This window comes from Sphingomonas segetis, from assembly GCF_009720245.1.
GTDB lineage: Bacteria > Pseudomonadota > Alphaproteobacteria > Sphingomonadales > Sphingomonadaceae > Sphingomicrobium > Sphingomicrobium segetis.
Genome location: NZ_WJSQ01000020.1, coordinates 1 through 24,840, shown reverse-complemented (window position 1 = coordinate 24,840; position 24,840 = coordinate 1). Strand labels below are relative to the sequence as shown.

The window sequence follows — 24,840 nt, the reverse complement described above, 5'->3', positions numbered from 1 at the left end:
GAGGTCGGCTACCTGCCCGAGGAGCGCGGCCTCTACCCGGCGATGCACGCGCGCGACGCCATCGCTTTCATGGGCGCGCTGCGCGGCTTGCCGATTGCCGAGGGCCGCCGCCGCGCCGACCGGATGCTGGAAGAGCATAACCTCGGCGAATGGGCGAAAAGGCCGATCCGCGCGCTGTCCAAAGGCATGGCGCAGACCGTCCAGCTGCTCGGCACGATCATTCACCGCCCCCGCCTGATCCTCCTCGATGAGCCGTTCGCGGGCCTCGACGCGATCAATCAGGGACGTCTCGAGGAGTTGATCCGTCGCGAGGCGCGCGCGGGCGCCACGATCATCTTCTCGACCCACGTGATCGCGCATGCCGAGCGGCTGTGCGAGCGCGTCGCCATCATCGCCAAGGGCAAGGTTGCCTTCGACGGGGGTGTCGACGAGGCGCGCGCGCGGCTCCGTCCCATCGTCAGGCTGCGCACCCGCGCGAGCGACGGCCCATGGCGCTCGGCAATCCCGGGGGATGCCCGTCGCGAGGGCGACGAATATGTGTTCGAGCTCCCCGACGGCGGCCCCGAGCCCTTGCTCAGGGCGCTGATCGACGGCGAGGCGGGGATCGAGACGCTCGCGATCGAGCGGCCGGGTCTCCACGATGCCTTCGTCTCGATCGCCGGCAGTGCGGCCGCGCAAGCGATGGGTCAGGAGAAGGCGCAATGATGCGTTTCCTGCGCTCGGCCTTCGTCATCGCTCGCCGCGACTTCAGCGCGACGGTGCTCTCGAAAGCCTTCATCTTCTTCCTGCTCGGCCCCTTGTTCCCGTTGCTGCTGGGCGGCGTGTTCGGCGGGATCGGCGCGCGCGTCGCGACCCAGACCAGTCGCCCCGTCGTCGCAGTGATCTCCAGCGACAGCGATTTCGACCGGCTGGCCAAGGCGCGCGACCAGCTCGGCCAGGCGCTGTCCAGCGACGCGGTCCTGACGCTCGTTCATTATGCGCCGGAGCCCGACCTCGCGGCTCAGCAGGGACGGCTGCTCGCAAGCGGCGACCCGCCCGTGCGCGCGGTCCTCAGCGGCGGCCTCGGCGATCCGCATCTGACCGGCTCCATTGCCGGCGATCCGGCGACGCTCGGACAGCTGCGGCTGCTGATCGCCAACGCGCGTGCGCCGCAGAAGGAAGTGCCGGCGCTGATCCGCGTGACCAGCGTCAACACCGCGCCCGGCTCGCTGGTGAAGGACCGCCAGGCGACCGCTCTGTTCGGTCAAATGCTGCTGTTCTTTCTCACCATTCTGCTTTCGGGCATGGTCCTGTCGCAGCTGATCGAGGAGAAATCGAACAAGATCATTGAGGTAATCGCGGCGGCGGTGCCGATCCACGCGATGTTCCTCGGCAAGCTGTTTGCGATGCTCGCCGCCTCGGTGGTCGGGATCGTCGTGTGGATCGGCACCGGCGCTTTGCTCATCCAGCTGGTAAAGCACGGCGGGCTTGCGACCCTGCCGCCGCCGGCCGTCGGCTGGCCGGGATTCCTCGGCCTCGCCGTCATCTATTTCGCGATGAACTATCTCCTGCTCGGCGCCGCCTTCCTGATGATCGGAGCGCAAGCCTCGACGGCGCGCGAGGTGCAGACCATGTCGATGCCGGTCACCTTTGCCCAGGTACTCGTGTTCGGCTTCGCCTCGACGGTGATCGGCGCGGGCAATTCGCCGACAGCGCTCGCCGCCGCAATCTTCCCGCTGTCGTCCCCGATGGCGATGCTCGCCCGAGCCGCCGAGCAGCCGCAGTGGTGGCCGCACCTGCTGGCGATCGCCTGGCAGGGCCTGTGGGTCGCGCTGATCCTCCGCCTGGGCGCCCAGCTGTTCCGCAAGACGGTGCTGAAGTCCGGTCCCCGCACGCGTTGGTGGAAGCGCAGGCCTGCCTAGCCGATCGCTTCGCGTGCCATTTCGGTGAGCTTCGCCATCAGCGCCCGGTGCGGGAAGGGGCCGTGGCTGATGCGCGCCACGCCCGCGTCCGCCCAGACCTTCTTGTCCGGCGCTCCGGGGAAAGCGATCACGTTGAGCGGCAGCGACACCTCGCGCACCACGCGCTCGATCTGCGCCGGGTCCGAAAGGCGCGGCACGAAGAAGCCGCTGGCGCCCGCGTCGGCGAATGCCTTGCCGCGCTCGACCACCTGGTCGATCAGCGCATCGTCGTAGGTCTGCGTCTTCAGGAACAGATCGGTCCGTGCGTTGATGAAGAAATCGCCGCCGACGGCGCTGCGGATCGCTGCAATCCGCTGCACCTGCAGGTCGAGCGGGTGCAGGCCTTCACCGCCGATCACCTGGTCCTCGAAATTGCATCCGACCGCACCGGTCTCCTTTAGGCGCGCGACGTTGGCGCCGCCCTCCTCGGGATCGGTCGAGTAGGCGCTTTCGAAATCGACCGTCAGCGGCAGATCGACGGCATCCACAATCCGCCCCGCATTGTCGAACACGAAGTCGAGCGGCACCTGCTGCGCGTCGCCGAATCCCGACGCATCGCCCACCGGGTGACTTCCCGTCGCGAGCGCCTTTGCGCCGGCGGCGGTGACCGCCCGGGCACTTCCGACATCCCAGATGTTGTAGAGGATCACCGGGTCGCCCGGCACGTGAAGCGCGGAGAATGTCTCGAATTTGCTGGCCATGGGCCGCGCGCTAGGCCCGCTGCGCCGCCCGCGCAATCGCTGGCGCTTGCGTCTGCACTGCTCCAGCGGGCTGCGCAAGCCCGACCTGCCGCCACCAGTCCCAGCGATCGCGTTCAATCTTGCGAGCACCGGCATCGTCGAAAGGCACCGCCCAGACCAGGGGCCGCAGATGCTGGTGCGCGTTGGTGGACGGGGTCTCGAGCGTCCCCTCGCTCGTCAACGTCAATCTCTCGAACGTGCTGAATGATCTCTCGCTCGACCTCGACATCGACAAAGCCAACATCCCGATCGACGCGCAGATCCCGATCTCGATTGCCGCCAACGTCTGCGGCGTGTCGATCAACGTGCTGTCGATTGGCGCCGGCGGCGGATCCAGCGACGGCTGCACGGCCAACAGCATTTCGCCCGAGCTGAAGCAGTACATCCAGCAGCAGCTGGCGGCGAACGGGTCCGTCGGCGGCGGCGCGCAGACCACCACCGGCACCACGACTCCGACGACGACAACCACGCCGACAACCACCACGACGCCGCAGACGACCGAACCGCAGCCGACCGAGCCTGAGCCCACGACACCACAATCCTAAAGCTAAGCAGGAGAGTTCAAATGATCGCACGCAAGGCGACCTGGGCAACCGCAGCAGTTGCCGTGCTCGGTCTCGCCGCATGCAAGACCGAGCAGGCGCCCGCGCCGGCTTCGGCCGGCGAAGTCACCGCGGGCACGCCCGCGACCTCGGACGGCGGCGGCACGACGGGCGGGACCAGCGGCGGAACGAGCATCCCGACTCTGGTGAACGTCAATCTTCAGAACGTCCTGAACGACCTGTCCGTCTCGCTCCAGGTGAACCGCAACAACATCCCGGTCACGGCCCAGGTGCCGATCGACGTCGCCGCGAACGTCTGCGGTGTGTCGGTGACCGCTCTCGCCGCCTCGATCGCAAGCGGCGAGGCAGGCTGCACCGCGACGACCACCACGCCTCAGCTGACCCAGGCCGTGCAGCAGCAGATTGCCTCGGGCGGCGACGTGGGCGGCGGCGATCAGACGATGGGAGGAAGCACGACCAACAACATGATGTAGCCGGCGGCTTCTCAGCGGAGCAGCTTCGCCAGCGCCTTTTCGACCTGCTCGATCGTATAGGGCTTCTGCAGGCGCGGGCGGCTCTCGAGCTTCTCGGGGATCTGCCAATCGGCATAGCCGCTGGTCAGGATGAACGGCACGGCCCGGGATTCGAGCAGGTCGCACAGCGGGAACACACGCTCGCCGCGGATGTGCACGTCCATCAGTGCGCCGTCGATCGCCTCGCCCTCGATCAGCTCGCGCGCGGCGGCCATGTTCGGCGCAGGCCCGACCACTTCGCAGCCAAGCTCGCCGAGCACGTCGGCGGTGAACGGCGCAACCACCGGCGAATCCTCGACCACGAGGATGCGCTTGCCCGACAGGCTGGCCTTAGCCTCCGGCTTGCGGGGGTTCCTAGTGGACGAATCGCGCGACGACATCGCGGTAGGAACGCGACACCTTCACTTGCGCTCCCGAATCGAGCACCAGGAAACATTCGCCGTTGGTGTGCGGCTTGACCTGACGCACCAGGTCGAGGTTCACGATGGTCGAACGGTGCACGCGCTGAAAGCGGCGGGGGTCGAGCCTCTTCTCGAGATCCTTCATCGTCTCGCGCAGGATCAGCGTGTTGTCTCCGGTCTGGATGCACATATAGTCACCGGCCGCGTCGATCCGCTCGATCGTATCGACGTCGACCCGGAAAATCTGGCCCTGGTCCTTGATGTTGATCATCCGCTCGTAGCGGTTCGACGCGGGCGCCGCGTCGGGCGTGCTTTCGGCGAGTTCCTCGGCCGCTTCGGGCGCATGCTCGGCCAGCACTTCCTTGAGGCGCTCGGCCTCGTCCGCGCTCCTTCTCTCGGCCAGCCGCTGCCGCACCCGGTCCATGGTCGCGGCGAGCCGGTCCTCGTCGACCGGCTTCATCAGATAGTCGACTGCCTGGGCGTCGAACGCGCGAAGCGCGTGGTCGCCGTAGGCGGTGACGAACACGAACAACGGAAGCTCGACATCCATCAGCCCCTGGATCACGGAGAATCCGTCGAAGCCCGGCATCTGGATGTCGAGGAAGACGAGGTCGGGCTTGTGCGTCTTGACTTGGCGGATCGCCTCGCGTCCGTTGGCCGCGGTGGCGACCACTTCGACATCTTCGTGCGCCTGCAATCTCAGCTGCAGGCCCTGTGTCGCAAGCGGCTCGTCGTCGACCAAAATGGTCCGGATGGTCATCAGGCAGTCTCTCCGGTCTCAAAGGGAATTTCGATGATAACGCTAAAGCCCCCGCGGTCGTTCTGTTTCGTATCGAAACGGTGTGCCGCGCCATAGGCCTGCGACAGCCGGTCCCGAATGTTCGCCAGGCCGACGCCGGTCGAGGGGCTTGCCGAGATTTCGCTGCCGGTGCCATCGCCATTGTCCGCGACCTCAAGCCTCACCGCGTGGCCTTCCTGCTGGGCAGTGATCCAGATGTCGGCGCCGTTTTCGGCCGGCGTGACCGCATATTTGATCGCGTTTTCGATCAGCGGCTGGAGAAGCAGCGACGGAAGCCGCGCGCCGATCGTTTCGGATTCGATTTTGAAATGGGGCCGCAGCCGGTCTTCGAAGCGCATTTTCTCGATCTCGAGATAGAGCTTCAGCGTTTCCACCTCCTGTGCCAGCGTGACCTTGGCGGTGGGCTCGTTCGCCAGGGTGTAGCGCAGGAAAGACGAAAGCCGCGCAAGCATCGCATTCGCCCGCTCCGTCTGCTTGAGCAGGACGAGGGTCGAGATCGAGTTGAGCGTATTGAACAGGAAGTGCGGGTTCAGCTGGTATCGCAGCATCGCCAGCTGCGCGCTCGACGCCTGGCTCTCGAGGCGCTCGCGAAGGCGGATCTGGTCCTCGAGCAGAAGGAAGTAATTGATCCCGTAATAGAGCGCGGTCCAGGCGGCGAGCAGGATGAAGTCGAGCGACAGGGCCGCGAAATAGGCGGCCCCCTCGGGTCTAAGCTGCGGCTTGAGGAAGGTCGCGACGCTCCACGTCTCGATGACCGAGAAGACGCCCGCCGCGAGCGCTACTGCGCCGAGCGACAGAATCACGGTCCAGATCGGCTTCAGCTTGATCAGCCGCCGGAACAGCGAGCCCATGAGGAGGGTGAGCGAATAACCGGTCGCTGTGAGCAGCAGGGTATGGACGAGCAGCATCCACCCGAGGCCGCCCGCGAAGCCGGAAATGGTTCGCAGGAAGAAATAGCCGGTCCAGCCGATCGACTGCAGGATCCAGAAAGCGCGGTTCTTGTCGTCGAAAAAGGGGCGGTTGAGGCCCAGACCGCGGGCGATCGGGTCGGCGGGCGACTGAATTTTGGGCGCGTCGGTCGTGCGCCTGGGCGCGGTTACCCGCCGCTCGAAGGTCGCGCTGTCCGTCGCCATCCGCCCGCATATAGAGGGGCTTATCGGCTTATGCGAGGCGGCCGCTCCTTAACACTGCTTCAACTCTCTTTGGCTAATCCGGCGCTCTGACGTGGAACGGCGGGCGGATGTACGAGGCTCCAGATCGTTATAAGCGCTTGATTTCGGCTCGGCTTCCCGGCGGGGAGTCGGCTGGCCTCGCTGCTCGCGAATCCGAATCGGAAAGCTCGCCGCTGCGCGACGTGCAGCTGATCTCGCGCGCCCATCTCGCGCCGTTCTTCGCCGCGGCCAATATCGTCGCCGCGCTGATCATGGCCGCGAACCTGTGGGCGGCGGACCGCTCAGCCTGGCTGCTGCCGTGGGTCGGCGCGGTCGCCGCGGTGAATCTCGGCGCGATGCAGCTCGCGCGCATCCAGTCGATCACTTGCGTCGGCCGCTCCGGGCGCCGAGTCCCGATGTGGATGATGATCGGCGAGGTCGCCTGCCGCGCCGTCATTTGGCTCAGCCTCCCGCTCTATCTCTTCCCGTCGCTCGATCCGGGCACCCAGGTCATCGCGGCCTCGGTGATGGCCGGACTCGGCATCGGCGCCCTCGGCCTTGTCGTGATCCCGGCCTGCGCGACGACGTGGATGATCGCGTTTACCGCTGGCGTCGGCGGCGCGCTACTGCTCGGCCGTGACACGGTGCCGTTCCAGCACATGATGTCGATCGTCTTCACGCTGGGGGTGTCGATCTTCGGCATCTTGACAGTCGCCCGCTGGGCCTTCCACCAGCTCAAGACCAACGCCGACGTCGGCAGCCAGAGCGAAAGCGCCAGCCTGCTGCTCCAGGAATATGAGCAGCGCGGCGTCGGCTGGCTGTGGCAGATCGATGCCGACAACCGCGTCACGTACATCAGCTCGCGGATGAGCGCACTCCTCGGCAAGCCCGCGGGCCAGGTGCTCGGCAACTCGCTCCCGTCGCTCCTTGGCGGCCATGCCGAGCTCGGCCGGGTGCTGCTCGAAAAGAAGCCGTTCAACGCACTCGAGATGGAGATGAAGACGCCCCGTGGTGCGCGCTGGATCTCGATCGCGGGCGACCCGATCGTGGACACCGCCGGCCGCTTCGAAGGATTCCGCGGCGTCGGCTCCGACATCACCGAGATCCGCCAGACGCAGGAGCGGCTGACCCATCTCGCCAATGTCGATGTGCTCTCGGGCCTTCCCAACCGCGGGCGAGTCCGCCAGCTCCTCGGCGAGGCGCTCCGCGCCGCGATGAGTGGCAATGTGCCGTGCGCGATCATGTTCCTCGACCTCGACGGCTTCAAGCCGGTCAACGACACCTTCGGGCACCCCAAAGGCGACGCCGTGCTTCGCGCGGTTGCCAAGCGCCTCGTGGACGAAGTGGGCACCGAGGGCGAAGTCGGCCGCATGGGCGGAGATGAGTTCGCGATCGTGATCGCCGACGCACAAGGCCGTAAGATCGTCGAGGAAATGGCCGACCGGATCATCAAATCGATCAAGGAGCCGTACCTGATCGACCAGACGGAGATCCGGATCGGAGTCTCGATCGGCTGCGCGTTCGGCCCGATCGACGGCGCGACCGTCGACGATTTGATCCTCAAGGCCGACCTCGCGCTGTACCAGGCGAAGGACGCCGGCCGCGGTTGCGCGCGCTATTTCTCGTCGGAGCTGCAGTCGGAGCAAGACGACCGAGTCCGGCTCGAGGGCGACCTCAGGAGCGCGATCGCGTCGAAGCAGTTCCACCTCGCCTACCAGCCGCTGATCAATGCCAAGACCCAGAAGCTCGTCGGGTTCGAGGCGCTGATCCGCTGGAACCACCCCAAGCGCGGCTTCGTCCCGCCGAACGTGTTCATCCCGGTAGCGGAAGAGAGCGGGCTGATGCCGGCGATCGGCGAGTGGGTGATCGACGAAGCCTGCCGCGCCGCCGCAAGCTGGCCCGAGCCGATCACCGTCGCGCTCAACATCAGCCCCAAACAGATCGTCCAGGCTGCGCTTCCGAACATCGTCAGCGAGGCGCTGAGCCGCTACAAGCTCGCCGGCAACCGGATCGAGCTCGAGGTCACCGAGGGCGTGTTCCTCGGCGACAACGGATCGACTCTCGACGTCCTCAAGCGCCTGCGCGCGCTCGGCGTCGGGATCGCGCTCGACGATTTCGGCACCGGCTATTCGTCGATCGGCTATCTCAACAAGGCCGTGTTCCACAAATTGAAGATCGACGGCAGCTTCGTGCGCGAGGCGGGATCGCGCCCGGAGAACGTCGCGATTATCCAGTCGATCGTCCAGCTCGCCAAGAGCTTCCGAATGACGATCACGGCCGAAGGAGTCGAGACGGCGGAAGATTTCGAGCGCATGCGCGACCTCGGCTGCGACATCATCCAGGGCTATCTGTTCGGCAGGCCGCTCGCCTACGAGCGCGCCAATCAAATGGTGCTCGGGCTGGGGGCGCGGAGGATGGCAGGCTAGTCCTGCTGCCGCACCGGCTTCCGCCGCGCCGCGCTTCCGTCTAAGCTCACTCGGGCGTTCCTCGGGGGGAGTTGCCCTGAAGCTTTCCGGCGCTCAAAGCCTGTTCAACTATCAGCGGGGACGCGTGATCGCCTTGGGACGCGCGATGCTCGCGCTGCTCTTCCTCGTCTCGATCTCGCTCGATTCCAGCCAGGCGGCCGCGACGCCCCTCCTGACCTACGGGCTGCTCCTCTCCTATGTCGCTTACGCGCTGGCGATCGCAGCCCTGACGTGGCGCGACTGGTGGCTCGATGCCCGGCTCGCCGTCGCCACGCATTTTCTCGACATGATCGCGTTCACTGCGATCGTCCTCGCCACCAACCCCGACACCAGCCCCTTCTTCCTCTTCTTCATCCTTCCGCTCCTCTCCGCCGCGATCCGCTGGGGGTGGCGCGAAACGGCGCTGACGGCCACCGTGCTCATCCTCTTCTATCTTGCGGGCGGATTGCTCGTGTCCGGAAGCGCGGCGTTCGAGATGCAGCGCTTCGTCATCCGCAGCGGCCATCTGGTGATCCTCTCGGCGGTTCTCATCTGGTTCGGAATCCACCAGCAGTTCACGCGCCTCTTTTCCGGCGTCGACGAGCTCGAGCGGCGCTTCGGCCGCGACGAGGATCCGTTTCCGCACGCGCTGAACGTCGCGATGAAGGCGGCGCGCGCGCGCTCCGGAGCGCTGCTGCTCGGTTGCGCAGGCGATCGCCGTTTTGCGGGCGTGCGAATCGTCGATGGCGCGGCCAGCCCTGCCGGCACGGATATGCCCCTGATGAGGGAAGCGCTGCCGGTGCTGCTGTTCGATGTCGGCAAGGATCGCGCGCTCGCGACGCGCGCCCACGGCTGGTACCGCTTTTCTCCCGCGGCAACGCTTCTCGACCGCGACGCGCTGCTCGCCTTCGGGGCGGACCAGGGGCTCGTCGCGGAAGTCCGCAGCGGCACGCGGCACGGCTGGCTGGTTCTTTGGGACATGGCGGAGCTGTCGGTCGACTTTCTCGAGCTCGGCCTCGAACTCGGTCGCGCCGCGGGCGCGATGCTCGACCAGGATGCGATGCTCTCGGCGATCGAGGAGGGCGCCGCTGCCGGTACGCGTCTTTCGCTCGCACGCGACGTGCACGACAGCATCGTGCAATTCCTTGCCGGCGCCGCTTTCCGGGTCGAGGCAGTCATGCGAGTATCGAGGGACGGCGGACAGGTCGAATCGGATTTGAAGGAGCTCAAGCGCTTGCTGATCGAGGAACAAAGCGAAATCCGGGCGTTTGTGTCGGCCTTACGCCGCGACCGCGAGCTCGAGCTCACGGAAGCGGTCGACGAGCTGAGGACGCTCGCGCGACGGTTGGGACGGCAATGGTCGGTCGATTGCCGCGTGGATGCGCGGGAGGACGGGGCTTCGATCCCGATCCGGCTTCAGCTCGACCTTCAGCAGCTGCTTCGCGAGGCGGTCGCCAACGCTGTGCGCCACGGCCGCGCAAGCCGCATCCGTGTCGATGTCGGAATCGTCGACGACTCCCTGCGGCTAAAGGTGACGGACAATGGCAGCGGCTTCGCGCCATGCGACGGCGGCTCGCCCGCCGACCCCTGGTCGCTCAAGGAGCGGGTCGACCGCGCCCACGGGTCGCTGTCGGTCGAGTCCGAGCCGGGCTCCACGAACCTCGTTATCACGCTGCCGCTCACCAACGGAGCGGCGGCATGACCCGCGTGATGCTCGCCGACGACCATCCGATGATCGCGGCCGCGCTCGACGTGTTGCTGCGCGGCACGGACTATGAGCTGGTCGGCCGCGCGCGCAGCGGTTCCGACGCGCTCGCGGAGGTGGCTCGGCTGAAGCCCGACTTGCTCCTGCTCGACGTCAACATGCCGGACGGTTCCGGCCTCGATGTGCTGCGCGACCTGCGGGAGAGGCGGAGCGCTCCGGCCGTCGTCCTGCTGACCGCGGGCATGGACGACAGCCAGCTTCTTGTCGCCGACCGGCTGGGCCCCGAAGGAATGGTGCTCAAGACCTCCGATCCCGCTTTGCTCCTCGAATGCATGGAACAGGTGCGCAAGGGCGAGCACTGGGCCGATCCGGAGATCGCCGAGCGCACCCGTCACGCGAAGGAGCGCGCCGCCAGCGCCCCGTCGCTCACGCCGCGCGAGCGGGAGCTGGTCGAGCTCGTCCGTCAAGGCCTCCGGAATCGCGACATCGCCGCCCAGCTCGGCGTCACCGAAGGCACGGTGAAAGTCTATCTGCACGCCATCTTCGACAAGCTCGGCGTCGACAACCGGACCGAGCTGGCGATGCGCGGAGCCGAGCTTCTCGGCTAGACGGACGGAAGCGCCGTCCGTCGAACGTGAACGCCAATTCGTCCGACGTTCACCTTGAGATAATATATCATTGCTCTAAAGGTGACCGAACTCAGCTGAGGTTCCGGTCCCTTTGAACGCCACCATCTTCCGCGCAGCGGCGCTTGCTGCCGCCGTTCCTTTCTCCCCTGCCGAAGCGCAGTCGCTTGCTCCCGCGGACAGCGTGAACCCGCTCGCCGGCGGCTCGGCGGGCGATGCTGGGTTCGAAGCGACGCCCGTGCCCGGCGACGCCAGGGCGGCACACCCGGATACCGATCAGGCTATCGTGATCACCGGCGTGAAGCGCCCGGCCGGCGACATTTTCGGCGGCGTGTCGGTGATCGACAAGGAACTTCTGCAGCACGAAGTCCGGCCGAGCATCGGCGAGACTCTGGCGTCGCAGCCGGGCGTTACCGCGTCGAGCTTCGGGCCCACCGCGTCGCGGCCAATCCTGCGCGGACTGTCGGGCGAGCGGATACGGATCCTCGTCGACGGGATCGGCACGCTCGACTTGTCGTCGTCCGACCCCGACCACCAGGTGACCGTCAACCCGCTTACTGCCGAACGGATCGAAGTGCTGCGAGGCCCTTCCGCGCTCCTGTTTGGCTCGTCGGCGATCGGCGGCGTCGTGAACGTGATCGACACGCGAATCCCGCGGACGGGCCCGGCCGGGCCGGTCAGGGTGGACGCGCTCGCCGAATTCGGAACCGCAGCCGACGAGCGCTCGGCCAACCTGTCGGTCGATGTCCCGCTTGGCTCCAACTTCGCCGCTCATGCCGACGGCGCCCTGTCGAAATTCGACGATCTCCGCATCGGCGGCTTCGTCCTGTCGAAGCGGATTCGCGGGCAAGCGCTCGCCAGCCCCGAGCCCGGCATCCGCGCGCTGGCCGATCTGAAGGGCACGCTCCCGAACACGGCCGGCCGGATCGGCGATGTCGCCGCCGGGGTCGCCTATGTGAACGGCGACACGAACATCGGCCTTTCCCTCAGTCACCACACGTTCCGTTACGGCGTTCCGATGCGCTTCTCGCTGGACCCGGATGAAGAAACCGAACGGCCGACCATCGACGGCCGCCAGACGCGCGCGGACGTTCGCGCCAATGTCCCGATCGGCGGCTTCTTCAGGATCGTCGAGTTTCGCGGCGGCATTTCAAAATATCGTCACGACGAGCTGACGCCCGAAGGCGATGTCGATTCGACCTTCGCCACCCGCGGCGGCGAAATGCGCGCGGACGTGGTTCAGACCGATCGCGGCGGCTGGGGCGGCACGAGCGGGATCCAGTTTCTCGACATGCGGGTCCGCCTCGGCGGCGAAGAGAAATATCTCCCGGACAGCAGCAACCGGCAGCTTGGCTTCTTCACGCTCCAGTCGCTTGTCCGCGGGCCGGCGCGCTTCGAAGGGGGCCTCAGGATCGAATCGGCGCGCCTCGACGCCGCGGCCGACCCGCAGATTGCGGCGAACGGCGGAATCATCGGGACCGCGCCGATTTCACGCAGTTTCACGCCCGTCTCGGCCTCGATCGGCGGCAATTACGAATTCACCACCGGGTGGCGAGCCGGGCTGTCGATGTCGCACAGCGAACGCGGGCCCGCGATCGACGAGCTGTTCGCCAACGGCCCCCACGGCGGAAGCGAGACGTTCGAGGTCGGCAACCCGGACCTCGATAAGGAAGCGAGCAACGCGATCGAGTTCAGCCTCCACGGCACCGCCGGGCCGGTGCACGTCCAGGGCAGTCTCTATTACAGCCGCTTTTCGAACTTCATCTACCAGGCGCCGACGGGTGCCGTTCGGGGCGCGCTGCCGGTGTTCGCCTATTATCAGGGCAAGGCGGACTATTACGGCTTCGAGCTTCAGAGCGACGTCCGCTTTGGCAAGGCGCTGGGGATCGACTGGGGCGGCGAGCTGGTGACGGATGCCGTCCGCGCCACCATCAAGGGCTTTGGACCGGCGCCGCTGATCCCGCCGCTGCGCGTCATCGCGGCCCTCACCGGATCGCGCCGGCAGGTCGATGGGCGGCTCGAGGTCGAGCGCGACTTCGCGCACGGCCGGACTGCGCCGATCGAGAGCTCGACACCGGCGTTCACGCTGGTGAACGCATCGCTCGACTGGCATCCCTTCGCCGCCAATCCGGAAGTGACCCTGTCGCTTCAGGGCAACAATCTGTTCGACGTCGATGCGCGGCGCAGCACCAGCATCCTCAAGGACTTCGCTCCGCTCGCCGGCCGCGACATCCGCCTCAGCGCGCGGGTGAGCTTCTAGGACATTCCGCGGCTCGCGTGCGCCTTGGCGATACGATGTTCCGTCACTTGACCGGGCCGGACCCATCACCGATGAACGCGCCACCGGGGGGGGGGAGCCCACCGGCGAGTAGGAATTCTAATGCGGACAGGGGTCGCGGTCGCGCTCGGTTCGATTCTTCTTTGGACTGGCCGGGCGAACGCAGAGGAGCAGCCTGACCTTTCCGATTTATCGATGTTGGACGGGGTCTTGCGCTTCAACCGTCATCCCGGCTCAGGGCCGGCATTCCGACATGGAGCTCAACCCCCCGTCAAAATCGTCGCGCGTGCAGCGCGATATTCCTCCGGCGTGACCCGGCCGTCATGGTTTGCGTCCGCGATCTTGCGGAACGCCGCCGCGGCGGCCTGCGCTTCGCCGGGATCGATCAGGATGTCGCGGTTGGCGTCGTGGAACTTCAGCGCCCAGTTCATGAGCACCCAGTCGCGCTCGAACAACTGGAGGGCCGGCGGCGGCGTTTCGAGGCTCGCCGGCGTCGGCTGAGCGGCAAGCGGCGCCGAGGCCACCGGCAGGAACAGGGCGAGAGCTTTGCCGATCACGCGCGCTCAACGCGCAAATGGCCACAGCGTTCAGGCTCTTCGACTGATTGCGGCCATCAGAACGCCAAGGCCGGCGTGTCTCTCAGCTCATGCCGTGCGCCGCCGGGATCGGCGATGGGGCTCCTGAAGGGATTGCAAGCAGCGACTCTTCCGGCTCGCCAGCTTCGAAACGCGCCAGCAGGGTGTCCGGATCATACATCACGCCGACGGGATTATCCGCGAAAGCTGGCGTTCGCATGAGCGCTGTCGCTTGCTCGACCGTTCCGCAGTCGACCTGGAACTCCATTCGATTGCCATCGGGATCGGCATAATAGACCGACAGCGTCGTTCCGTGGTGGACCGGCCAATATGGCTCAATCCCGGCGCGCTTCAGCCGGGCATAAGTGCTCATCAGGTCACCCACGTTCGCGTAGGTGTAGGCGACGTGGTTCACGCCGATCTCGCCTCTGTCATCGCGCGATCTGGCGCCAGGCTTGAGCACGTCGAGATTGGCGAAGGCGAACCGATGATGCTCGTCGTCATAGGTCAGGAAGGCGAGGGCGGGATTTTCGTAAATCACCTCTGCCTCGAACACGTCGCGGTACCAGGCGATCATCTCATCGAAGCGCCGCGTCTGATAAACGACGTGCGCGAACTTCACAGGCTTGACCATTGCTGCCCCCGATCGAGAGAGTGACGCGCAACGCAACCAAAATCGCGACGGGCAGAGACCAGGCCTGTTCGCGAGCGACCGTCATTAGCAGTTCGCCCTTCGGACGTCGCGCAAATTTCTGTCGGGCTGACGCTAGGTTCGAACGAGGATGGGGCGTCCGCCATATCCGCCTCGGCATCTCATCCGCTCACCTCCGAAGTTGGAGGAACAAGGCGGGTTCCCTGCCCAAGGCCGGGATGACGATCGCCGATCCGCGCCGAATGCTCCCACGTGAGGCCGCGGCCGGCAACGGCCGACCGCAGCTTCTCTTTGACGCTTTGTGAGTGCGTCAGTCCGTGAGATTCGCAGGGACCTTGCCGCCGTGCGCCGCGAGCTGGCGCATCACTTCCTTGTGCAGCCAGATGTTCATCTCGGCGCTGCCATCGGTCGCCCCCTTGTAGCCGAGCTCTGTCGCAAGCTCTTTCCGATTCTCCAGGCTCGAGTCCATTCCAAGGAGCTTCATCAGGTCGACGATCGAGGACCGATAGTTCAGATCCGGGTTCCCCTTTTCATTGGCGATGTTCGTCAGCACCTGATCAACGTCGACCTGCTGCGTTTGCGGCTGAACCGGCGTCTCTGTTTGAGCTGTGGCCGCGCCGGCCGGCTGCGGCGTCGGAACGGGCTGCGCTTGGGCGGGTGCGCTCTTGTGGCCGAAAATTGCGTCCTTGATCTTCCCGAAAATACTCATCGCTTCTCTCCTCTTGATTGACGCCGGTTTCAGCGTGCCAGGAACTTGCCCGCCGCGCCGATGATCTGGCCTAATATGTCAGGCGAGCCCGAAACGTGCGGTTCGGCCCTTCCGGCTTCATCTGATGACGCGCTGCCGCCGAAGACGCCGCCAAGGCCGCCGGACTGGCCCGCATGCTTCATCACATAACCGGCGGCGACCATCGCGAGGATCGGGAGCATCTTCTTCAACTGGGACGGCTGAACCCCGGACTGTGCAGCGGCGGAAGCAGCAATCGCCCGACTGCCGTCTTTCGACCCGAAGAGCTGGCCGAGAATCTGGTTGCCCTTGTCGACTTGGGTCGGCTCTTCCGAAGTGACGTTCTCGAGCAAATCGGCACCCCCCAGGCCGCCAATCGTGCCAAGCAGACCGCCAAGTCCGCCGCCCAGCCCCGGAAATGCGCTCGATGCAGGCGCGGTTTCGCTGGCGGCCACCGGATTCTCGAAACTCGAGAGAATGGAAGGAAGGAGCGCCGTCGCGCCGGCTTGTGCGGTTGCCGGATCGATTCCGAGCTGGCGCGAGATTGCGTCCACCGCGCCTGTCTGCTGCAGCATCTGATTGATGTTCATGCTCGTCTCTCCTGCTCGATGATTTTGCGCCGTGGTTCATAGGCGGCCGCTCCGCAGGCGAGCGGAAGGAGCCGAACAGCTATGAGACGATGAAGGTGATCTTCAATGTGACGCGCCATTCCGCGACCTTGTTGTCGCGAACGACTGCCTTGGTGCCTTGCACCCAGGCCTCCTGGATGCCCTGAATGGTTTCAGCGGCTTTCGCGATGCCTTCGCGAACCGCTGCCTCGATGCTCTCCGTTGAGCTTGAGATGATCTCGACGGTTTTGGCTACGGCCATTGCTGCTCTCCTGCTCGGGATTGGCAGGCGCCCGGTCGAAGTTCGAGTCAACAGCAGTTCGATCCGATCGCGCCGAACTGTGGGTCTTGCACAGACGGACGGAGGTGCACCTTCAGCTTTCGCAGCAGTGGATGGGCCTCCGCTCAGGATCGCTGCTTTTTAGGCAGCATTCGATTCAAGCAGGTTTGCGAACCTGCAGCGCGATGGCGTTGCGCACCGCGTTGGCGAGCGCGTCGGCGCGGAACGGCTTTGTCAGCAGCGGCGCGTCGGGCGCGTTGCTCTTGACCGCGTCGGTCTCGCTGTAGCCGGACACGAAGAGGATCGCCTGCTTCGGCAGCTTCGCCCGGATATTCCGCGCGACTTCAGCGCCCGACATGCCGGGCATGATGAAATCGACGATCACCAGGTCGGGCCGCTCGCGTTCCACTTCGGCAAGGCCCTCCTCACCGTCGCTCGCCTCGCGCACGCGATAACCAAGCTCCTCGAGCGCGGCGGCGATGAACCCGCGCACATCGGAATCGTCGTCGATCACAAGCACCGACTCCGTCGTCCCTTGCGCGCGGACCTGTGCCTGCTCGACCGCGGCGGCAGTTTCGTTGGTGGTCTCGGCTTCGGCCTTGCGGAACAACAGCTTTACGGACGTTCCCTGGCCCGGCTTGCTTTCGATCCGCGCCGCGCCGCCCGACTGGCGCGCCATGCCATAAACCATCGACAGACCGAGACCGGTGCCCTTGCCGACCTCCTTGGTCGTGAAGAAGGGTTCGAACGCGCGCTCGGCGATTTCGGGCGGCATGCCGGTCCCGGTGTCGCTGATCGCAAGCTCGACATAATCGCCGTCGTCGAGTTCGGGGTCGCCGGTGATCCGGACCTTGCGCGAGGCGAAGGTGAGCATGCCGCCGTCTGGCATCGCGTCGCGCGCGTTGATCGCAAGGTTGAGGATCGCGACCTCGAGCTGCGTCGGGTCCGCCATCACCGGCATCAGCGCTTCGTCTAGCTCGAATTGCTTGGTGATGCCGGGGCCGAGCACGTTGCGCAAAAGCGGACGCATGTTGTGGATCAGCGGCGCGACCAGGGTGGGGCGCACTTCGAGCCGCTGGACGCGGCTGAACGCGAGAAGCTGCGCGGTGAGCCGCGCGCCGCGCTCCGCCGCGCCCAACGCGTTCTCGGCATAAAGCTTGAGCTTCCCTTCCTCGGCGCGCTTGGCGATGATGTCGAGGCCGCCCACGACGACCGTCAGCAGGTTGTTGAAATCGTGCGCGATCCCGCCGGTCAGCTGGCCAAGGGCCTCCATTTTCTGGCTCTGCCGCAGCTGCTCCTGCGTGGCCTTCAGGTCAGTGATGTCGCGCGCCTCGAACAGCAAATAGATGACCTTTCCTTCGGGCCCGTGCACCGGCTGGACGGAGACGTCGAGATGGGCGGTCGGGGCGCCGTCGCGCTCCATGCGCACTTCCTGCTCGAAGAGCTTGCCAGCCGCGGCCTCCTTTACCGCTTTCTTCATCAGCTGCTTGTGCTGCGGGTACAATTGTAGCGTCGGCGCGTCCCACAGCTTCTTGCCCACTGCGTCGCGCGGGTTGTGGTGCCGCCATGGCGCTTCCTTGCGATTGAGCTCGACCACCGTCCCATCCGGCTCCATCAACACTAAAACCTCGAGCACGGTGTCGAAGACGGCGCGGAAGCGCGCTTCCGACAGGGCGAGCGCGCGCGTGCGCTCTTCGACCTGCGCCTTCAATTCGAGTTCGGCCTCCTTGGCGAGGGTGATGTCGGTCGCCGCGCCGATGAAGCCGATATGCTCCCCGTCCGGACCGAAGCGTGGCGAACTGGTGCTCCTCAGCCAGCGGTAGATGCCGTCGCCGCGGCGGAAGCGGGCCTCGAGCGTGAAGGTCTCGAGGCTTGCTTCGCCGGCGATCGATTCGGCGATGATCCGCTCGACGTCGTCAGGGTGGATGCCCGAGCGCCAGTCGTAGGTCCGCGCGACCTCGCGGTCGCCGGTCCCGAGATATTCCATGTAGGCATCGTTGACGAAGTCGCGGGTGCGGTCGAGCCGGGTGACCCACATCAGCACCGGCGCCTGGTTGGCGATCCTGCGGAAGCGCGCCTCGCTCTCCTTGAGCGCGCGCTCCGCGACCCTTTGCTCGGTCACGTCCTGGACGACGCAGACGAAACCCTCGACCTTTCCGCCAGGGCGCAGCCACGGGACATATTCGGTCTGCGCGACGAGCTTGCCGCGGGTCGGATGGTCGAGCTCCGCGACGAAGAACTGGCGCTCGCCGGCAAGCGCCGCCTCGACCATCGGCCGCCGGTGCTCCCACCCTTCCTTGCCGATGATCTCTTCTATCGTCCGGCCGATGAGCTCGGGCCGCGGCATCTCGAGCCAGTCGGCGAACAGTTTGTTGACGAACTGCAGGCGCACGTCGCAATCGAAATAGCCGGTCATCACCGGAAGCAAATCGGCGAGCGCGAGCAGCCCCGGCCCGGTGAACATCTCCGCCGGCAGGTTGGCCGGAAGCGGCTGTGCCATGAGGTCGTCGAGCGACAGTTCGAGCGTGGCCGTCGCGGACTCCACCAGCCGCTCCGGATCGGTCAGCGGCTGCGCCCGCGCGTTCTTCCCCGGCTGTTTGACGCCCCCGTTCGCCATGGCGTTCAGATTACGCACATTTCAATGCGAGTCGATGACGAGAGTCGCGCATGGCGCAACGACGCGCGAGCGCGAGCCCTTGTTCCGCTAGCGCGCCTGGCTCCGCCGGTCGGTGAACGGCGGGGTCGCCGTCATCTGCTCGGCGATGATCAGCGCCTTGGTCGGAAGGATCGCGCGGTCGGGGTAGGCGTCGAGGACGATCGCCGGTATCAGCCGCTGCGAAAGGTCGGAGAACGTGAAGCCCGGCAGGCCGCCCTTGGGCCCGGTCGCCGCGACGATCGCTTCGATTTCGGTCTCGTCGAAGCCGAGCTCGACCAGCTTGGGCCCGAGCAGCAGCCGGCGCTTGGTCTTGTCGGGCCGGCCGAACGCGAGGATCTCGGCCGCGCGCCGGGTCACCGCCGGGTCGAGCGCGTCGTAGCGGTTGGTGCACATGATCACCGCGGCGGGCAGCCGCTGGTTCGACAGCCGGTCGATGCCGCGGATGAAGGCGTTGACCCCGCTCACTTCCTCGTGGTGCATCTCGGCCGTCTCGCGCGACTGGGCGAGCGCGTCGGCCTCGTCGACCAGCAGCAGCACCGCCCCTTCCGCGCCCTCGCCGCGCTTCTCGATCGCGGCGGCTTCCTTGACCGTGAAGTCGAACGCGGCGGAAATGAGCTGGGTCATCTCGCCGACCTTGCCCTGCCCCCGCGCCGACAGGCTCAAGGGCAGAAGGTCGATCTCGATCTCCTCCTGCCGGGCGACCGCGTCGCCGATCGTCTCGGCTAGCTCGGTCTTGCCCGAGCCGACGTCGCCGCCGAGGATCACCAGCGGCGGCCGCGCCAGCACCGTGTCGATCAGCTTCTCGGCGCCCGGGTGATGCTGCTCGCCCCACCGCTTGAGCCCCGCCGGATGGACCAGCAGCCCGAGCACCTTGCTCAGCCGGTCGATATAATCGTCGAGCCCGACCAGCCGCTCGAGCCGCTCGCGCGCGGCCGGGTGCGGATAGCTCATCCGCCGCTCGAACAGGGTCATCATGTCGACGCCGATCATGGCGGCATCATGCCTGTTCTTCGCCGATGCGCAAAGCCGCCAGCGCGCTTTGTCCCGGAGCGAACCAAATTCGCACTTTCCTATTTGGAAATTTTCTGATGCATCCTCATCGATGGACAGCAACGAACCCGAAATCCCCAGCTTCGCCGAGCTCGCCGCCGATCCCGAGATCGCGCCCTTGCTCGACTTCGAGCCCGTGCCCCGCAAGGTCAAGCGGCCCGATGGCTGGACCCCCGAGCTCCAGCGCGAGCTGATCGCGCGCATCGCCGCCGCCGGCACGCTCCAGCGCGCCGTGTGGCAGATGGGCAAGCACGCGACCGGCGCAGAGGCGCTCTACAAGACCCCGGGCGCCCACGGCTTCCGCGCCGTCTGGGACGCGGCGGAGAAGATCGGCCGCCGTCGCAACGGCCTCGACGCGCAGCCGCCGTACCTCGGCGAGGTCCCCGGAATCACCCGGCGCAACCCGAAATCCCAGCCCTCCCCCCCTGGCGGCGGAGGGCCGACGGGTGCGCAGCGCGAGCGGGGAGAGGGGGCGTGGGACCCGGCGCCCGACCCCCAGGAGGCGGACGACCGCTGGGCCACCGCCATGACCCTGTTCGAGCGCTACGCCGTGAAGCTCCAGCTCGAGCGCCAGGAACGCCACCGGGGGAACATCGCCGCGGCCGACTTCTACCTGCGCCAGGCGACCTTCCTCGAAGTGTGCATGGACGTGACGGGCCTGTTTCCGCTGCTCCGCGAAGCCGGCATCGGCGAGCACGAGCTCCTCGCCGTCGCCGAGACCCCGCTCACCCGGATCCTCGCCGACGTCCGCCGCGCCGTGTGGAGCGACGCCGGCGAGCCCGAACGTCCCGCGCCGCCCGAGCACTTGCTCATCGACCACGGCGACTGCCGCACCATCCAGGACGAGACGAGCGGCAAGGCGGTCCGGGCCGGCGCGTGGATCGGCGCCGCGGAATGGCGAAGCCTCGATTGCGACCGGCAGCGCCAGCGCCTGAAGCAGCAGCACGAAGCCGACGCCGAGGCCTATCGCCTGTGGATCGAGCGGGCCACCGCCGCCTGGCGCGACCGCACCGACTCCCTCCCGCCGCCGGCGGAGGAGGATGAGCTTAGCGACGAAGAGTACCGCCGCCGCTGGTTCGGGGACGAGTCCTGAAGCGTCTCCCCGTCGCGCAGCGAGGGGATTTCCGAAAGCGGACCGCTCCCCGGATGGTCGGACATCACCGTAATTCCGTAGTTGCGAGCCGAGCGTGTTCATCGGCCGTTAGCCATTGACCGGCTATGGTGAAACCGCCATAACGGACACGTGGATGCGGGCAAGGAGCTGATTTGGGTCGGCTCGTCGAAGGAAGATCTGAGCGCCTTTCCGGACGATGTGAAGCTCGTCATGGGCTTCGCTCTGCGCGTGGCCCAGCAGGGCGGGAAGCACCTGAGTGCGAAGCCGCTCAAGGGCTACAAGGGTGCAGGCGTGCTGGAGATCGTCGATGATTTTGACGGCGACACTTACCGCGCGGTTTACACGGTCCGGTTCGAAGGCGCGGTTTACGCACTCGACGCGTTCCAGAAGAAGTCGAAGAAGGGTATCGCGACGAGCAAGGCCGACCTCGATCGCATCCAGGCCCGGCTCAAGCGAGCCGAGCAAATGCACGGCGAACGGCTGAAGGAAAGAGAAGGCAATGGCAAAGCTAAAGGTTGAACGCAGCAGCGGGAGTGTCTTCGCCGACCTCGGCTTTGCCGACGCCGAGGAGCTGGACCTCAAGGCAGGCTTGGTCATGAAGCTCGCCGACGTGATGCGCGCGCGCGGCCTCAATCAGACCGCCGCCGCCAAGCTAACCGGGATCAGCCAGCCCGACCTTTCAAGGATTCTCCACGGCCGCTTTCGCGATGTGAGCGCGGAACGCCTCATGCGGGCGTTGACCGGCCTGGATGCGGAGGTGGATATTACGGTGCGAAGCGGAGGCGAGCCCGTGGGAGAGCCGATTCACCTGCACGCGGTGGCAGCTTAAGCCGGATTCAATTTAGCGCGGCGCCCTTGAAGCAGTTATCCCGGTGCCAGCGCAGGAAAGCCGGATCAGGCTTGTCATGCGGGCCTTCAGGAAACCGCGCTCGCCCGTTTGGGAGCAAAATCTTCCGGACGCCATCCACATCATTGATGTGATTTGAAAGCACGATTGTCGCGTCGTCGGCCACGGTCAGCAACCCCCGGTCGAACATCCAATGGACCGTCCCCGAAAGCGCTAGACCGTTCTGCACTACGTCCGGACCTTTAGCCTCAACCGACTTGATATGCGCCGCTTCAACCTCGGCGCGTCCGCCGCCGTTGATGAACTGGAAGCCGGTGAAGGCGCAGCGACGGTCGTAGGCGTTCAACACGCGCGTCCTGAAAATGCGGTCTCGGATCGTTCGCGTGGTTAGCATTTGCACGCGATCTTGTTCGAACTCGTACGGCGCTTGGTCCTCCGCCAGTGAAGCAACCGGAACTTCGGCATCTGAGCGCGGAAGCAACTTGTCGTGGGTGTCGAGACCAAGACCCACGATGCGATTGAAGTCTTCCGTCGGAACTGGGCGGACCGCCGCCTGCGCCCGGCCCGAAACATTGCCTGCCTCGTTGAGCACGCTCCGCTCCGGGTAATTGCCGCCTAACTGGAACGGCACGTTGTGATCGAAGTCGAGGTATGAGTTCGGGTCGATCATTGCGAGATACATACCCGCCTCGCGAGGATCGGGCGTGATGCGGTCGACCTTGGCGACCGCATGATATCCCCGACGCCCGGCTTTCACTGGCTCCATGTAGACGATCCAGTCGCCGACCATCTGGCTGGCACGACCGAGGTAGATTTCCGGAAACTGGTACTCAGACCAGGGCTTGTCCTTGTAGCGCGAGTCTTCGCGATAGAGGAAAACGCCTTTGGTCATTTCGGCACGCTAACTTCGCGGCGTCCGGTGGTCGAGGTATCGAATGCATTCCAATCGCTTCGGACTCCGAAAGCCACGGTCCACCGCAATTCCGGCTCGGCTCATCGTGACTTTTTCCCGATTTGTTCTAGATTTGATTCGCTCGGACCGCTGTGAAAGCCGACAGATGATCCTCACTGACGACGACATCAAAGCCGCCATCAAGTCCGGCGATATCTCCATTGACCCGTTCGATGAGAGCCAGATTCAGCCCGCCAGCATTGATTTGCGAGTGGGCGATGAGGGAGCGACGACCAAACATAAGCGCAAAACCAACATCCGCGATCAAGGACTGATCGTCCTTGAGCCCGGCGATTTTGGTGTGATCTCAATTCTCGAAAAGGTGAAATTCGGCCCCCAATACGTCGGTCGGCTCGGCCTTCGGTCAAAGTTCGCGCGGAAAGGGCTGATAGCCACAACAGGACCCCAGATCGATCCGGGTTTTGAAGGCAGCATAACGCTTGGTCTCGCCAACCTTACGCCAAAGTCCGTGCCGCTTTCGCACAGCGACGACATTTTGACGCTTGAGATTCACCGGCTTCAGAAGCCGGCGGCGCATCCCTATTGCGGACCTTACCAAGGCAAATACGGGCTATCAACCGAAGACTTGGACAGCATCGCAGAGGGGGATGGCATGGCATTCTCGGAGGTCTTGACCACGTTGCGCTCGCTGAGTTCCAACGTCGGCGACTTAAGCGAAAAGATGACGGACCTTGCGGGGCAAATGAAGACCCAGCAATGGATGGTTCCATTGATCGTCACGATCGCCCTTGGCGTAATTGCGATCATCGTTGCGTTGAAATAGCCGAGCCGGCTGACCCTATCCCGCGGCCTTTCCTAACCGCGCTCAACAGCCTTCATCGTCGCCTTGATCTCCGCGATGGTTCGATCCGCCTCCGCATGTCGCTCAGCGGCAAGCTTTGATTTGAATATCTCGTATTCTCGTTCGGCGTGTGCTCTTGCGTCCACCATCGAAACTCGACCCCCACGATTGAGGACGCCACGGCCAAGGCTACGGAGTTGTTCGTCCAAAAGCGCGGACGCCTCTCCCATCAGCTTGAGGCGACCAATGTCCATCTGGTCTTCAAGTATATCCAATAGAATCGTCGTAAGCCGGTTCAGCTCCTTGATCTCTGCTTCAGCTAAATAGTTTTTCGAGACCACGACGTCGGACTTCCGTATGTTCTCGTTCGACCAAGTGGTCAAACCCATGTTCGGCTCCCGGGCGTCCGCGCGGTGTTTCAGAACTTCAGCCGGAGTGTTCGAACATACCGCAAAAATAAGCTTAGCCTGTGTGTTCCGATAGAATTCCTGCCACTCCTTCGACTGCCCATCATAGTCCTGACACATTGCGCAGATCGAACGAAGCTCCCGATAAACGTTGGCTTCATCCGAACGAATGTCCCGGATGATCTCTTTAAGCTCGCGGATGCGATCTCGGTTTTCGGGCCGCTTGAGGCGAGGTGTGTCCACAACGAAGCCCTTCGTTGCGAACTGAACGAGCTTATCGGTTGCCCAACGCCTGAACAGGGTCGCTTGCTTTGAGGAGACTCGATAGCCGACGGAAATCACCATATCGAGGCTGTGAATGGTGACTGGTCGCGTGGACGAGGCAATTTGCATTTTCTGCAAATTGCTCTCGTCCAGCTCACCCTCGTCGAGAATCGCGCTCACATGTCGCGAAATCACCGATACGTCGCGACCATAGAGCGATGCCATCTGCGCTTGGGTCATCCAAAGCTGATCGCCTTCGTAGTGAATTTCGACCTGCGGCCCCGCATCAGTCCCGTAAATCAGAAACCGAGCACCGGTGGTCTCGTCCTCTTGGAGATGAACCGGGTCAATGGGTTCTACTTCAACCATCGATCGCAACCTCGCGATTTGAACGAAAGGGGAACGACTGTAACAGCAACGGCAGCGTCTCGCGAATCCCAATCTGCCGATTATCCCCGGCTCTTGTCTGCGCAGGATCGCTGTGGGCGAACGGAAGCGTTAGCCTTCGTGCCCATGCGCAAAGCGGCAATGAACGCTTCCTGCGGGATCGACACAGAGCCATACTCTCGCATCCGCGCCCGCTTTGGCAAAGTGCTCCCGGCACTTCCCGTCGCTCGCGTCTACTGCTCCAGCATCTCTCAGCGTCGCGCTTTCCGCGCCGCGTAACGCGCATCCCGCGCCGCCTTCCGCTCCGCCTCGCTCGGAGGCGCCGCCGCAGCCGCCTTCGCCTCGGCATCCGCCACCGCC

25 protein-coding genes and 1 pseudogene are annotated in these 24,840 nt (G+C 65.3%); 12 read left to right on the top strand and 14 right to left on the bottom strand.

Annotation, left to right across the window (positions count from 1 at the left end):
* Both GH737_RS03565 and GH737_RS03560 read left to right on the top strand, forming a co-directional pair.
* Positions 1 to 705: ABC transporter ATP-binding protein (locus GH737_RS03565; RefSeq protein ID WP_155263489.1), on the top strand; the 705-nt coding region annotated here is incomplete at its 5' end.
* Positions 702 to 1,901 (top strand): ABC transporter permease, encoded by a 1,200-nt coding sequence (locus GH737_RS03560; protein ID WP_155263488.1) that lies wholly within the window; start codon positions 702 to 704, stop codon positions 1,899 to 1,901. The genes GH737_RS03565 and GH737_RS03560, both read left to right, overlap by 4 nt.
* Here the strand turns inward: GH737_RS03560 and GH737_RS03555 are convergent.
* Positions 1,898 to 2,641: an isocitrate lyase/PEP mutase family protein gene (locus GH737_RS03555; RefSeq protein WP_155263487.1), complete on the bottom strand. Its 744-nt coding sequence runs from the start codon at positions 2,639 to 2,641 to the stop codon at positions 1,898 to 1,900. The genes GH737_RS03560 and GH737_RS03555 overlap by 4 nt on opposite strands.
* Before the next feature lie 185 nt (positions 2,642 to 2,826).
* Here GH737_RS03555 and GH737_RS03550 point away from each other — a divergent pair, with 185 nt between their 5' ends.
* Positions 2,827 to 3,225, top strand: a complete 399-nt coding sequence (locus tag GH737_RS03550; RefSeq protein WP_155263486.1) for a hypothetical protein — start codon at positions 2,827 to 2,829, stop codon at positions 3,223 to 3,225.
* Between the two features lie 20 nt (positions 3,226 to 3,245).
* Positions 3,246 to 3,716 (top strand): hypothetical protein, encoded by a 471-nt coding sequence (locus GH737_RS03545; protein ID WP_155263485.1) that lies wholly within the window; start codon positions 3,246 to 3,248, stop codon positions 3,714 to 3,716.
* An 11-nt stretch (positions 3,717 to 3,727) separates the two neighbouring features.
* Here the strand turns inward: GH737_RS03545 and GH737_RS03540 are convergent, their stop codons facing one another.
* The 3 genes from GH737_RS03540 to GH737_RS03530 are packed head-to-tail and all read right to left on the bottom strand — an operon-like array spanning position 3,728 to position 6,088.
* Positions 3,728 to 4,135: a response regulator gene (locus GH737_RS03540; protein WP_155263484.1), complete on the bottom strand. Its 408-nt coding sequence runs from the start codon at positions 4,133 to 4,135 to the stop codon at positions 3,728 to 3,730.
* On the bottom strand, positions 4,110 to 4,916 hold the full coding sequence (locus GH737_RS03535) for a LytR/AlgR family response regulator transcription factor (RefSeq protein WP_155263483.1): 807 nt from the start codon (positions 4,914 to 4,916) through the stop codon (positions 4,110 to 4,112). Before GH737_RS03535 ends, GH737_RS03540 begins: the two co-directional genes overlap by 26 nt.
* Positions 4,916 to 6,088 carry a sensor histidine kinase gene (locus GH737_RS03530; RefSeq protein WP_155263482.1) on the bottom strand — a complete coding sequence of 391 codons (1,173 nt, stop codon included), beginning with the start codon at positions 6,086 to 6,088 and terminating at the stop codon, positions 4,916 to 4,918. Before GH737_RS03530 ends, GH737_RS03535 begins: the two co-directional genes overlap by 1 nt.
* Before the next feature lie 221 nt (positions 6,089 to 6,309).
* Here GH737_RS03530 and GH737_RS03525 point away from each other — a divergent pair, with 221 nt between their 5' ends.
* The 4 genes from GH737_RS03525 (at position 6,310) to GH737_RS15975 (ending at position 13,141) form a co-directional block, all read left to right on the top strand.
* Positions 6,310 to 8,532, top strand: a complete 2,223-nt coding sequence (locus GH737_RS03525; protein ID WP_196232958.1) for a putative bifunctional diguanylate cyclase/phosphodiesterase — start codon at positions 6,310 to 6,312, stop codon at positions 8,530 to 8,532.
* Positions 8,533 to 8,656: 124 nt separating this feature from the next.
* On the top strand, positions 8,657 to 10,252 hold the full coding sequence (locus tag GH737_RS03520) for a sensor histidine kinase (protein WP_155263480.1): 1,596 nt from the start codon (positions 8,657 to 8,659) through the stop codon (positions 10,250 to 10,252).
* Positions 10,249 to 10,863 (top strand): response regulator, encoded by a 615-nt coding sequence (locus GH737_RS03515; RefSeq protein ID WP_196232957.1) that lies wholly within the window; start codon positions 10,249 to 10,251, stop codon positions 10,861 to 10,863. The genes GH737_RS03520 and GH737_RS03515 overlap by 4 nt, the downstream gene beginning before the upstream one ends.
* A gap of 112 nt (positions 10,864 to 10,975) precedes the next feature.
* Positions 10,976 to 13,141 carry a TonB-dependent receptor gene (locus GH737_RS15975; RefSeq protein WP_155263478.1) on the top strand — a complete coding sequence of 722 codons (2,166 nt, stop codon included), beginning with the start codon at positions 10,976 to 10,978 and terminating at the stop codon, positions 13,139 to 13,141.
* A gap of 278 nt (positions 13,142 to 13,419) precedes the next feature.
* Here the strand turns inward: GH737_RS15975 and GH737_RS03505 are convergent, their stop codons facing one another.
* From GH737_RS03505 to GH737_RS03475, 7 genes are all read right to left on the bottom strand, one after another.
* On the bottom strand, positions 13,420 to 13,716 hold the full coding sequence (locus GH737_RS03505) for a hypothetical protein (protein WP_155263477.1): 297 nt from the start codon (positions 13,714 to 13,716) through the stop codon (positions 13,420 to 13,422).
* An 82-nt stretch (positions 13,717 to 13,798) separates the two neighbouring features.
* Positions 13,799 to 14,368 carry a VOC family protein gene (locus GH737_RS03500; protein ID WP_155263476.1) on the bottom strand — a complete coding sequence of 190 codons (570 nt, stop codon included), beginning with the start codon at positions 14,366 to 14,368 and terminating at the stop codon, positions 13,799 to 13,801.
* Between the two features lie 328 nt (positions 14,369 to 14,696).
* Complete coding sequence (locus GH737_RS03495; protein ID WP_155263475.1) at positions 14,697 to 15,095, bottom strand: DUF3597 domain-containing protein; 399 nt, start codon at positions 15,093 to 15,095, stop codon at positions 14,697 to 14,699.
* Positions 15,096 to 15,124: 29 nt separating this feature from the next.
* Entirely contained in the window at positions 15,125 to 15,703 is a 579-nt protein-coding gene (locus GH737_RS03490) for a DUF937 domain-containing protein (RefSeq protein WP_155263474.1), read from the bottom strand.
* Between the two features lie 79 nt (positions 15,704 to 15,782).
* Positions 15,783 to 15,983 (bottom strand): dodecin family protein, encoded by a 201-nt coding sequence (locus tag GH737_RS03485; protein ID WP_155263473.1) that lies wholly within the window; start codon positions 15,981 to 15,983, stop codon positions 15,783 to 15,785.
* 175 nt (positions 15,984 to 16,158) lie between these two features.
* The gene (locus GH737_RS03480; RefSeq protein WP_155263472.1) at positions 16,159 to 18,618 is read right to left on the bottom strand and encodes a PAS domain-containing hybrid sensor histidine kinase/response regulator; all 2,460 of its coding nucleotides are present in this window, start codon (positions 18,616 to 18,618) and stop codon (positions 16,159 to 16,161) included.
* A gap of 87 nt (positions 18,619 to 18,705) precedes the next feature.
* Positions 18,706 to 19,647: an AAA family ATPase gene (locus GH737_RS03475; RefSeq protein WP_155263471.1), complete on the bottom strand. Its 942-nt coding sequence runs from the start codon at positions 19,645 to 19,647 to the stop codon at positions 18,706 to 18,708.
* A 112-nt stretch (positions 19,648 to 19,759) separates the two neighbouring features.
* Here GH737_RS03475 and GH737_RS03470 point away from each other — a divergent pair, with 112 nt between their 5' ends.
* The 3 genes from GH737_RS03470 (at position 19,760) to GH737_RS03460 (ending at position 21,650) form a co-directional block, all read left to right on the top strand.
* A complete protein-coding gene (locus GH737_RS03470) occupies positions 19,760 to 20,800 on the top strand; it encodes a hypothetical protein (protein ID WP_155263470.1) in 1,041 nt (346 codons plus the stop codon).
* Between the two features lie 150 nt (positions 20,801 to 20,950).
* The gene (locus GH737_RS03465; RefSeq protein ID WP_155263469.1) at positions 20,951 to 21,340 is read left to right on the top strand and encodes a type II toxin-antitoxin system RelE/ParE family toxin; all 390 of its coding nucleotides are present in this window, start codon (positions 20,951 to 20,953) and stop codon (positions 21,338 to 21,340) included.
* Entirely contained in the window at positions 21,321 to 21,650 is a 330-nt protein-coding gene (locus GH737_RS03460) for a helix-turn-helix domain-containing protein (RefSeq protein ID WP_155263468.1), read from the top strand. Before GH737_RS03465 ends, GH737_RS03460 begins: the two co-directional genes overlap by 20 nt.
* Before the next feature lie 7 nt (positions 21,651 to 21,657).
* Here GH737_RS03460 and GH737_RS03455 read toward each other — a convergent pair whose 3' ends face one another.
* The gene (locus tag GH737_RS03455) at positions 21,658 to 22,560 is read right to left on the bottom strand and encodes an HNH endonuclease (RefSeq protein ID WP_155263467.1); all 903 of its coding nucleotides are present in this window, start codon (positions 22,558 to 22,560) and stop codon (positions 21,658 to 21,660) included.
* A gap of 166 nt (positions 22,561 to 22,726) precedes the next feature.
* Between GH737_RS03455 and dcd the strand changes: the two genes are divergently transcribed.
* Positions 22,727 to 23,404: a dCTP deaminase gene (gene dcd, locus GH737_RS03450; protein ID WP_196232956.1), complete on the top strand. Its 678-nt coding sequence runs from the start codon at positions 22,727 to 22,729 to the stop codon at positions 23,402 to 23,404.
* Between the two features lie 32 nt (positions 23,405 to 23,436).
* On the opposite strand, the gene rhuM is transcribed toward dcd, so the two are convergent.
* Entirely contained in the window at positions 23,437 to 24,462 is a 1,026-nt protein-coding gene (gene rhuM, locus GH737_RS03445; RefSeq protein WP_155263465.1) for a RhuM family protein, read from the bottom strand.
* A gap of 269 nt (positions 24,463 to 24,731) precedes the next feature.
* A pseudogene (locus tag GH737_RS16115) lies at positions 24,732 to 24,840 on the bottom strand (DUF6481 family protein); the annotation flags it as partial.

What these genes read in the sequence shown, in the direction of transcription:
- GH737_RS03560 (WP_155263488.1), top strand. Translation starts at nt 702, where the DNA reads ATGATGCGTTTCCTGCGCTCGGCCTTCGTCATCGCTCGCCGCGACTTC.
- GH737_RS03555 (WP_155263487.1), bottom strand. Translation starts at nt 2,641, where the DNA reads ATGGCCAGCAAATTCGAGACATTCTCCGCGCTTCACGTGCCGGGCGAC.
- GH737_RS03545 (WP_155263485.1), top strand. Translation starts at nt 3,246, where the DNA reads ATGATCGCACGCAAGGCGACCTGGGCAACCGCAGCAGTTGCCGTGCTC.
- GH737_RS03540 (WP_155263484.1), bottom strand. Translation starts at nt 4,135, where the DNA reads ATGTCGTCGCGCGATTCGTCCACTAGGAACCCCCGCAAGCCGGAGGCT.
- GH737_RS03535 (WP_155263483.1), bottom strand. Translation starts at nt 4,916, where the DNA reads ATGACCATCCGGACCATTTTGGTCGACGACGAGCCGCTTGCGACACAG.
- GH737_RS03530 (WP_155263482.1), bottom strand. Translation starts at nt 6,088, where the DNA reads ATGGCGACGGACAGCGCGACCTTCGAGCGGCGGGTAACCGCGCCCAGG.
- GH737_RS03515 (WP_196232957.1), top strand. Translation starts at nt 10,249, where the DNA reads ATGACCCGCGTGATGCTCGCCGACGACCATCCGATGATCGCGGCCGCG.
- GH737_RS03500 (WP_155263476.1), bottom strand. Translation starts at nt 14,368, where the DNA reads ATGGTCAAGCCTGTGAAGTTCGCGCACGTCGTTTATCAGACGCGGCGC.
- GH737_RS03495 (WP_155263475.1), bottom strand. Translation starts at nt 15,095, where the DNA reads ATGAGTATTTTCGGGAAGATCAAGGACGCAATTTTCGGCCACAAGAGC.
- GH737_RS03490 (WP_155263474.1), bottom strand. Translation starts at nt 15,703, where the DNA reads ATGAACATCAATCAGATGCTGCAGCAGACAGGCGCGGTGGACGCAATC.
- GH737_RS03485 (WP_155263473.1), bottom strand. Translation starts at nt 15,983, where the DNA reads ATGGCCGTAGCCAAAACCGTCGAGATCATCTCAAGCTCAACGGAGAGC.
- GH737_RS03480 (WP_155263472.1), bottom strand. Translation starts at nt 18,618, where the DNA reads ATGGCGAACGGGGGCGTCAAACAGCCGGGGAAGAACGCGCGGGCGCAG.
- GH737_RS03475 (WP_155263471.1), bottom strand. Translation starts at nt 19,647, where the DNA reads ATGATCGGCGTCGACATGATGACCCTGTTCGAGCGGCGGATGAGCTAT.
- GH737_RS03470 (WP_155263470.1), top strand. Translation starts at nt 19,760, where the DNA reads ATGGACAGCAACGAACCCGAAATCCCCAGCTTCGCCGAGCTCGCCGCC.
- GH737_RS03460 (WP_155263468.1), top strand. Translation starts at nt 21,321, where the DNA reads ATGGCAAAGCTAAAGGTTGAACGCAGCAGCGGGAGTGTCTTCGCCGAC.
- GH737_RS03455 (WP_155263467.1), bottom strand. Translation starts at nt 22,560, where the DNA reads ATGACCAAAGGCGTTTTCCTCTATCGCGAAGACTCGCGCTACAAGGAC.
- dcd (WP_196232956.1), top strand. Translation starts at nt 22,727, where the DNA reads ATGATCCTCACTGACGACGACATCAAAGCCGCCATCAAGTCCGGCGAT.
- rhuM (WP_155263465.1), bottom strand. Translation starts at nt 24,462, where the DNA reads ATGGTTGAAGTAGAACCCATTGACCCGGTTCATCTCCAAGAGGACGAG.